Annotated in this window: 10 protein-coding genes; 4 read left to right on the top strand and 6 right to left on the bottom strand. The window is 44.4% G+C overall.

From position 1 onward, the window contains the following. The 4 genes from IQR33_RS18165 to bolA all read right to left on the bottom strand — a co-directional run. Positions 1 to 767 (bottom strand): Na(+)-translocating NADH-quinone reductase subunit C (locus IQR33_RS18165; RefSeq protein ID WP_193843907.1); only part of this gene is annotated, 767 nt, incomplete at its 3' end. Then, positions 757 to 2,001, bottom strand: a complete 1,245-nt coding sequence (locus IQR33_RS18160) for an NADH:ubiquinone reductase (Na(+)-transporting) subunit B (protein ID WP_005380265.1) — start codon at positions 1,999 to 2,001, stop codon at positions 757 to 759. The genes IQR33_RS18160 and IQR33_RS18165, both read right to left, overlap by 11 nt. Positions 2,002 to 2,006: 5 nt before the next feature. After that, a complete protein-coding gene (locus tag IQR33_RS18155; protein WP_005380264.1) occupies positions 2,007 to 3,347 on the bottom strand; it encodes a Na(+)-translocating NADH-quinone reductase subunit A in 1,341 nt (446 codons plus the stop codon). A 473-nt stretch (positions 3,348 to 3,820) separates the two neighbouring features. Next, positions 3,821 to 4,129: a transcriptional regulator BolA gene (bolA, locus tag IQR33_RS18150; RefSeq protein WP_005380262.1), complete on the bottom strand. Its 309-nt coding sequence runs from the start codon at positions 4,127 to 4,129 to the stop codon at positions 3,821 to 3,823. Positions 4,130 to 4,372: 243 nt separating this feature from the next. Between bolA and IQR33_RS18145 the strand changes: the two genes are divergently transcribed. From IQR33_RS18145 to IQR33_RS18130, 4 genes are all read left to right on the top strand, one after another. Then, a complete protein-coding gene (locus tag IQR33_RS18145) occupies positions 4,373 to 5,527 on the top strand; it encodes a methyltransferase (RefSeq protein WP_005391754.1) in 1,155 nt (384 codons plus the stop codon). A gap of 32 nt (positions 5,528 to 5,559) precedes the next feature. Further along, a complete protein-coding gene (locus IQR33_RS18140; RefSeq protein ID WP_005380259.1) occupies positions 5,560 to 6,129 on the top strand; it encodes a YajG family lipoprotein in 570 nt (189 codons plus the stop codon). Then, positions 6,129 to 6,674 (top strand): peptidylprolyl isomerase, encoded by a 546-nt coding sequence (locus tag IQR33_RS18135; RefSeq protein ID WP_017636023.1) that lies wholly within the window; start codon positions 6,129 to 6,131, stop codon positions 6,672 to 6,674. The genes IQR33_RS18140 and IQR33_RS18135 overlap by 1 nt, the downstream gene beginning before the upstream one ends. Before the next feature lie 71 nt (positions 6,675 to 6,745). After that, positions 6,746 to 8,098, top strand: a complete 1,353-nt coding sequence (locus tag IQR33_RS18130; protein ID WP_005380257.1) for an AmpG family muropeptide MFS transporter — start codon at positions 6,746 to 6,748, stop codon at positions 8,096 to 8,098. Positions 8,099 to 8,161: 63 nt separating this feature from the next. On the opposite strand, the gene IQR33_RS18125 is transcribed toward IQR33_RS18130, so the two are convergent. After that, positions 8,162 to 8,821, bottom strand: a complete 660-nt coding sequence (locus IQR33_RS18125) for a ChrR family anti-sigma-E factor (RefSeq protein ID WP_005380256.1) — start codon at positions 8,819 to 8,821, stop codon at positions 8,162 to 8,164. After that, positions 8,818 to 9,335, bottom strand: a 518-nt coding sequence (locus tag IQR33_RS18120; protein ID WP_193843906.1) for an RNA polymerase sigma factor, incomplete at its 5' end; no start/stop codon positions are given. The genes IQR33_RS18125 and IQR33_RS18120, both read right to left, overlap by 4 nt.

Genomic DNA, 9,335 nt, shown 5'->3' with positions numbered 1-9,335 from the left:
TTAAGTTCTCCGTCACGAACTTTTGCTAGGAAAGGACCAAAGCCCATATCACCTAACCAGAAGTCAAATGTGTGTTGAACACCATTACTAGTGAGCGTCGCTCCTGATAAGCCATCAACACCGTGCTCAGAACCTTGCGGTGCGCCGCCTTTCACGACCTTAATCGCTGGCTGGTGATCTTCATTGTACAATTTCTTGCCAATGAATTGATCGCGCCATGAAGGGTTCTCTACTTCACCACCAAGTCCAGGAGTTTCACCTTGCTCGTAGTAAGTAATAGCAGACACAGTGTTACCATCAGTTTCAACGGCTACAAAGGCATACATCATCGACCATAGTCCTTTACCGTGCATAGGCAGGATAACTTTTTGGACTTCATCTTGATCTTTTACAAGGTACACCACTGCTGTATTCGCGCGACGACGGATATCAGCTACGTCTTCTTCTGGTGTCAATGCGATTGAACGTTCTGCATCTTTTGATGCTTCACGTTGATCGTACGTAGATGCATTACCCTCAGTAAAGTTACCTGTTTCAAGGTCTACTAGACGAGGTTCGATGTACTCAGCAAATAGCTCTGGTACTTTCTTACCGTTTGCGTCAATGCCTGCAACTTCAACGATCTTTGATTGCTTATCTAGGACAGCGTTAGCTTTTTGCTTATCACGCAGACCTACTGCTGCTGTTGATACGATGATTGAACAAACAAGGCTCAACCCGATAACAACACCCAGCGTCTTTTTAATGCTGTCGTTATTACTTGCCATAGCGTGCTAGTCTCCGCTTGATGTTCTTCTCAATCACTACATGGTCGAACAGAGGTGCGAATAGGTTCGCGAATAGAATCGCCAGCATCATACCTTCTGGGTACGCTGGGTTAACTACACGGATCATCACACACATTGCACCAATCAGGATGCCGTACCACCATTTACCTTTGCTAGTAAATGACGCTGATACTGGGTCCGTTGCCATGAAGAACATACCGAATGCAAAACCACCTAGAACTAGGTGCCAGTGCCATGGCATATTAAACATTGGATTAGTGTCAGAACCGATCACGTTAAACAGAGTCGATACTGCGATCATACCGATCATCACACCCGCAATGATGCGCCATGAAGCGATTCGCATGTAAACGATCATCGCTGCACCGATCATTAGAGCTAGAGTCGATACTTCACCAATAGAGCCAGGGATGTTACCGATGAACGCGTCCATCCAAGTGATAGGAGCGCCAGTTACTGTGTTAACTAGAGCACCGTTACCACCTTGAGCCCATTGGCTAAGAGCAGTTGCACCAGAGAAGCCGTCAGCTGCAGTCCATACTACGTCACCCGAAATTTGTGCTGGGTAAGCGAAGAATAGAAATGCACGACCTGCAAGTGCAGGGTTAAGGAAGTTACGACCTGTACCACCGAAGATCTCTTTTGCTACAACAACACCAAATGTGATACCTAGTGCCGCTTGCCATAGAGGTAGCGTTGGTGGAACGATAAGTGCGAATAAGATAGAAGTTACAAAGAAACCTTCGTTAACTTCGTGTTTACGCACCATACAGAACAACACTTCCCAGAAGCCACCAACAATAAATACTGTTGCGTAGATTGGCAGGAAGTAAGTCGCACCTAGTAGCATCTTACTGCCAACACCCGCTTCCGCACCGATAGTGCCGCCAAGCATTTCTGTTAGCCAGTAGTGCCAGTTACCTGCGATAACTGTCGCTAGTTGGTCACCAGCGTACATGTGGTTAAGTGCTGCAATAGCTTGGCCACCTGCGTTGTACATACCCCAGAACATTGCTGGGAATACCGCAAACCAAACCATGATCATGATACGTTTTAGGTCAACGCTATCACGAACGTGCGAGCTTTTATTTGTTACAATACCTGGGGTGTAAAAAACTGTTGCTACAGCTTCGTACAGGGCAAACCATTTTTCGTGTTTGCCACCAGGCTCAAAATGATGCTCGATGTCTTCAAGAAACTTTTTAAGAGCCATGAAAATTACCCTTCCTTCTCGATAGTATCTAGGCATTCACGAAGTAACGTACCGTACTCGTACTTACCTGGACATACAAAGGTACACAATGCTAGATCTTCTTCATCCAGTTCAAGCGCACCCAGTGCTTGAGCACTGTCTGTGTCGCCGGCACATAGATCACGAAGCAGCAAAGTAGGCTCCATATCTAGAGGCATTACGCGTTCGTAGTTGCCAATTGGAACCATTGAACGATCACTACCATTGGTCGTCGTTGTCATATTGAACAACTGACCTTTGAATACGTGACCAAGGAAAGAGCGAGTTACCGAGAACTTATTCTTACCAGGCATTGCCCAGCCAAATAGTTCTTTTTCACGGCCTTCACGTAATACAGAAACCTGTTGATGGTAACGGCCAAGGTATGCGTGTGGACCAGTTGCATGTGTACCTGTTAGTACTGAACCAGAGATCACACGAACTTCGCCAGGCATCAGCTCGTTATCTGTTAGGTCATCTAAGCTTGCACCCATTACGGTACGAACTAGACGAGGGTTATTCACAACTGGGCCAGCTAGAGACACAACACGATCTGTGCATAGCTCACCAGTTAGGAACAGCTTACCGAACGCGATAACGTCTTGGTAGTTGATGCTCCATGCCACATTCTCTGCATTTACTGGGTATAGGAAATGCATGTGGGTGCCAGCAAGACCTGCTGGGTGAGGGCCATCGAAGACGTGTTCTTCTACGTTAGACTGTGAAGAACGTGGCAAGCTAGTGCCAGATTTACATACGTAAACCTTGCCTTCTGTCAGGGCTGAAAGAATGTCTAGACCAGCAATGAATGCTTCTTGTTGCTCATTAATGATCAACTCAGGCTTAGCTGCTAGTGGATTAGTATCCATTGCAGTTACGAAAATAGCCTTAGTAGAAGACTCGATTGCAGGAACCTTGCTAAACGGACGAGTACGTAAAGCGGTCCATAAGCCAGAGTCAACCAACTGAGTCTTGATCACTTCACGATCTAGACCTGAAAGTTGAGCGGCTTCGAACTTATCAAATGTCACCTGCTCTTCACCTGCCACTTCAATCACTACAGATTGAAGGACACGTTTAGCGCCACGGTTAACTTCGATCACTTTACCGGCTGCTGGTGCAGTAAATTTCACGCCTGGGTTCTTTTTATCTTCAAAAAGAACTTGCGCTTTTTTCACTTCATCACCAACGCGGACATGCATGGTAGGTCGCATGCCAACGTACTCTTCGCCAAGCAAGGCGACTTTTTTGATGGTCTTACCATCATTAATCACCTGGGATGGAGTTCCTGCGATAGGAAGATCCAAGCCCTTCTTTATTGTAATCATACGCACTTGCACTACTTTTATCGGGAAAAAGATTCTTTTGATTGCGTAACTTTTAGACACGACATCAGTGTCCGGTTTTGATGTTGTTTTAAACATCAAAATCGCAACATCCTATTAAAAATCTCGTCACAAGGAATACGCGAGATTTATCAGGTGCCGTAGTCTAGCATTTTTTAGGAACTTGATGCCATGATCAATCATTAGAATAGAGGGGTTATTTCGGTAGAATCAGGTCTAAAAGGTCAAAGAATAGTCATAACTTTGACCCATCGCACAAATGCCATATTCCATACATATCTTATGGAAAAGTGATATTCATCGCCTGAAATATTCTGCAATTTCCATTCATTTGTTGAAACACTGTTAACACATTTTTTAACCAGAATTTGTGCCACGTTAACGTCCCTAAAGAATGTAAAACGAAAAAAGATGGCCTTAAGCCACCTTTCTCTGCACCTTTATATCTTGCGTTTTTAGTGACCACCACCCATACACATCGGGCTATCAGGGGCGCCATCTTGTTCACGCTTCCACTCTTCATCAGTATATGTATGAATAGCTAATGCATGAATGTGGTTGTCCAGTTCATCTGCCAAAATTTGATGAACTTGACGATGGCGCCCAATCAAACGCTGTCCCGCGAACGAATCACTCACAACAATCACTTTGAAATGACTCTCTGAGCCTGGTGGCACATTATGCATGTAGCTCTCATTAATGACTTTGAGATAGCTGGGTTGCAGCTCACTGTGTAGTTTCTTCTCTATGATTTCTTGGATCATATTCGTTCCTCATTGATGCGAATTCCATAAGTATATACCTAAGTAAAGCAGACATGCATCACTCAAACGTCACTCTCATTATTGACGCACTTTGTAGACATATTGTCTCAAGGCGCTCGACTCCATGAGCATGCCTAGAGAGCAGCCATCACTGAACTCGTAAAATTTGACAGCTTTTTGTATCTCGACACGTCATCATTTGCGACAATAACACTTAATTTCTAAATCAACTTACATTTAGCTATGAAAACCGAACTGAACCTTCACGAGCGAAGCTTAACACTTCATCGTTTCCCAAAACGTAGTAACGAAACGCTACAAGCGTGGGATGCCGGTGATGAGTATCTTATTAATCATGTTGAAGAGCTTGCTTTGCCAGACAATCAAAACATCCTCGTGATTAATGACAGCTTTGGTGCCCTCTCCTGCTGGTTTTCGGAAAAACACCATGTAACGCTAATGAGTGATTCATTCATCTCACATAAAGGTGCACAGCAAAATCTCGAGCAAAACCAGTGCAATAAAGTAGCGTTTGCCACCACGATGGACCTCGTTCCTGCCAATATTGATCTCGTCTTGCTGCAACTGCCCAAAAGTAACCGCCATCTAGTGTGGATACTAAGCCAATTAAGAAAGGCGCTACCGGCTTCCTGCCCCGTCATTGCAGTCAATAAAGCGAAAGACATTCATACTTCGACGCTAAAACTGTTTGAAAAATACTTAGGCGAAACAAAAACATCTTTGGCCTGGAAAAAGCACAGATTGGTGTTTTCTCAAGCAACAGTTGAGCCTCCGATTGAAGTAATGCCTTTCACGACTTGGCGCGTTGATGGCGAAGATATCGAACTCAAGAACATGCCAAATGTCTATTCAGGAGAAAGTTTAGATTTAGGTGCACGCTTTATGCTGCAGCACCTGCCTCAAGACCCTTCGATAGACAATGTCATCGACCTCGGCTGCGGCAATGGTGTTCTGTCTGTTAAATTTGGTCAGTTGAATCCAAATGCTCGGCTAACATGTGTTGATGAAAGTTTTATGGCGCTTGAATCAGCAAAACAGAACCTACGCGACAACCTTGGTGAAAATAGAGACATACAGTGCATAGCGAACAATTGCTTGGACGGTTTTAAACACAGCAGCAGCTCTATGGTTATGTGTAATCCACCGTTTCATCAACAACAGGCAATCACCGATCATATTGCTTGGCAAATGTTCTGCGATGCTAAACAAGTATTAAGTGGAAATGGCCGTTTACTGGTTATCGGAAATCGTCACCTCGGGTACGACGCAAAACTCAAACGTCTGTTTGGCGATAAAAATGTGAAACTTATCGCTTCCAACAATAAGTTTGTGATTTTACAGGCTACAAAAAATCCTGCTAAATTAAGCGCAAAATAAGCTTTAGCAAAATAGTTAAAAGGAATAATAAAATGAGAAAATTGGTACTTGCGGCTTCGGTTGCGTTGCTTGCTGCGTGTTCAGCCCCTCAACAACCTCAGCTGAACCTGATGCCAGAAAGCACATTGAGCACCAATCCAATTGTTCAAGGCAAGACTTACAGTTTGACCAGCAAAGATGTACGTGCAGCGCAATACGTGGCGTTGGTGGATAACGGCCGTTCGAACATTCTTCCTCTTCATGCTAAACAGAATTTACGTATTGCGTTAGAAGAAGCATTAGAGAAGCAATTCTCATCTCAAGGTTTCCATGCGGATCTAAACAGCAACAACGCGATTGAATTGAGCGTTCAAGAAGCGTTGGTCAACGTGAAGCATTCGGTGATGGAAAATGAGATGGACGCTAAAGTTGTGCTGGAAATCACAGCAGAGACACCTGAGGGCAAGCTAGTCAAAACTTATACAGGTACAGCAAAGCGATCTGGCACATTGAGTGCTTCTGATGCCGATATTGAAGAGACATTGAATGATGTGGTGACATTAACGCTTAAAGAGATTGCCAATGACCCTGAGCTTCGTCAATACATGCAGGAGCGTTTCTAATGTTACGCAAAGCGATTCTGTCTTTAGCATTACTCAGCTGCAGCGTTTGGGCTGGGCCAAAAGTAGCGTTTGAAACGACCCTTGGTTCATTTACGGTTGAGTTAAACGAAGAGAAAGCACCTATCACTGTCGCTAATTTTCTGAAATATGTAGAAGATGGGAGCTACGAAGGTACTATTTTTCATCGTATTATCCCAGGCTTCATGGCACAAGGTGGCGGCTTTAACCAAGATATGCAGATGGTGAAAACATACGCGCCAATCAAAAACGAAGGAAATAATGGCCTAAACAATGACCGTACTACCATCGCCATGGCACGAACTAATGCACCAAACTCTGCAACTCGTCAGTTTTTCGTCAACTTAGTCGACAATGACTTTCTCAACTATGGCGCTCGACCACCAGGTTATGCTGTATTTGGTGAGGTTACTGAGGGGTTCGACGTTATCCAGAAAATGGCTCAGCAGCCGACCACGACAGTAGGCCGAATGCGTGATGTACCAGAGACGCAAATCGTCATCACCAAAGCTACACTACTTAAATAGCCAAAACGATAAGCCCTTTGAATAATCGAAGGGCTTTCTCTTTCAACGGCTTCATTTTATTGGATTGATTTATGTCTTCATTACCTTCCATCACTTGGTTGGAAACGGTAAAAAGTTACCTCGATAAACGACTCATGTGGGTTTTCATGCTGGGCTGCTCTAGCGGCTTTCCGTGGGTTCTTATCGGTTCAAACATGTCAGGTTGGCTAAAAGATGCCGGCTTGACCCTCTCCGCAATTGGCTATTTTGGTAGCGTTTTTGCGGTCTATGCGATCAACTTTCTGTGGGCACCTCTGGTTGACCGCGTGAAGCTGCCAGTCCTCTTTAGACTACTGGGGCAAAGACGTAGCTGGATTTTCTTTTGTCAAAGTATCGTACTCGTCGCTACCCTATTTATTGCCGGCGTTAATCCAGCGGAAAACTTGGTGTTTGCGTCACTACTCGCCTTGTGCATTGCAACGGCTTCAGCGACACAAGACATCGCAATTGATGCTTTTCGTATTGATACTTTCCCAAAGTCAGAAGAGTCTAAACTGCCTCAAGCTTCTGCAATGGCGGTCATTGGCTGGTGGACAGGTTATTCACTACCGGGTTATTTAGCGTTTGTTAATGCTGACAGTGTCGGTTGGAATGGTGTGTACTACGGGATGGCGGTGATAGTCGGCATTCTAATGGTCTTTACGATTTTAGTCGGTGAACCGAAGACTCAACGCGAACAACTTCAGTCTGCCGCTGAACAACGCCACAAAGAAGTGGTTGGTTCAAAAGTCGTAGCTTGGTTTACCGTGACTGTTGTAGAACCTTTCCTTGATTTCTTTAATCGCAATGGCGTCCGTGTCGCGATTACTCTGTTGCTGTTCGTTTTCCTATTTAAAATTGGCGAAGCGTTTTTGGGCAGGATGTCGATCGCGTTCTATAAAGATATTGGTTTTAGCAATGAACAAATTGGCTATTACTCCAAACTGATCGGTTGGGGAGCCACCATCTTCTTTACTTTTGTCGGAAGCATGTTCAACGTTAGGTTTGGTATTGTACGTGGATTAATGATCGGCGGTATTGCTATGTCTGCCAGTAACTTGATGTTTGCTTGGATTGCTTCGGTAGGCCCAAACGAGCACTTGTACTTAGCCACGATTATTGTCGATAACTTTACGACTGCTTTCTCAACTGTCGCTTTTGTTTCATTTTTGACGATTCTAACCGGGCAAGCATTTTCGGCAACTCAGTATGCGTTGCTTGCCTCTCTAGGAAACTTCGGACGGACGACTCTTGCTTCTTTCAGTGGCGAGCTAGTGGATTATCTTAATGATTGGAGCACATTCTTCGTGCTTACCGCTGTCATGGTCGTGCCAAGCTTGATTATGTTGTACTCGCTACGACATTACTTTGATGCTCTATTGGAAAAAGCACGTCACAAACATTAACGAAACATATAAAAAACCACCGAATTCGGTGGTTTTTGTTTTGCGAGATATAAGATAAGAGGTCTATGGGTATAACCCTTTACCAAACATATTAAATATACGTGCCACGCCTTGAGTAAAGATCATCGGCTCAGTCAATACGGTTAAACACAAGCAGTCTTCTCCGGCCTTAGTGTAAGGGCTGTGCTTCACTGATGCGTCTCTAATCATCAAATCGCCTTCTTCATATTGGCCATCCTCGTCACTAAATCCACCATGTAGGATCAATGTAGACTCCAGGCCTTTGTGCGTATGTTGAGGAATTTGCACATCTTCCCCGATGTACATTAAGCTGACACGAGCGTCTTCCCCTAGGTCAATCTGAGCACTGAAAACCTTGCCTCCGTAACTTCTCCATGACCCTACGAGGTCAGAGAAACGCGCTAGAGTTTTAGGAAGAGCGAAACTTTTTCCTGCCACATTAACAGCAGCAGAGTCGCGGATCACGATATTATCAGTCGCTGGCTCCGCATTGATGATGTCATTAAACATGTCGTCAAATTCAGAAACATACTCAGAAGGTATGTCACTTACGATGTTCGCTTGACTTGCTTCGACTTGGTTCACATAAGCTCGGCACTTGGTGCATGTTTCTAAATGGGTTGCGACCACAAGACCAGAAACTGCATCAATGCTTCCCGAAGCGTATGCTTCTAGCAAGCTGTTATCTGGGTGTTTGTTCATAGTTGCTCCGTATGCATTGAATGCCTTAGCTTTTCTACTGCAAGCCTCAGCCTGGATTTTACAGTACCGAGGGGTATATCAAATAATTCCGCGACCTGTTGATGAGGTAGCTCTTCAAGATATACCGCTTGTAAAACATCTCTCTGGTTTTTCGGTAATATATCTAAAAACTTAACCACCTGTTCTTTCAACATATCTTGCTCTGGTGAATAGTGATCAACAAGATCAGGTGGATAATACTCTGACGGCCAAATGTCATCAGAATGAATGTGTAATTCCTTACCTTTCTGTTTTCTCAGCAGATCAAAACAAAGGTTTCGGATTATGGTATATATCCAAGTCGATAACGCGCTCTTTTCACCATCATAGAGGTGCGCTTTCTGCCAAACTGTCGCCATGGTCTCTTGCACCATCTCCATAGCAACTTGCTCATTACCAACATGTTTGTAAGCGAATTGCTTCAGCTTGGGTGCGTAAAAACGGAATACAAAAGCGAACGCGTCTTTGTCTCGAG

It is taken from the genome of Vibrio sp. OPT46, assembly GCF_015163535.1.
Taxonomy (GTDB): Bacteria; Pseudomonadota; Gammaproteobacteria; order Enterobacterales; family Vibrionaceae; genus Vibrio; species Vibrio alginolyticus.
Note: the sequence above shows the minus strand (reverse complement) of the source record. Positions and strands in the feature narration are given on the sequence as shown.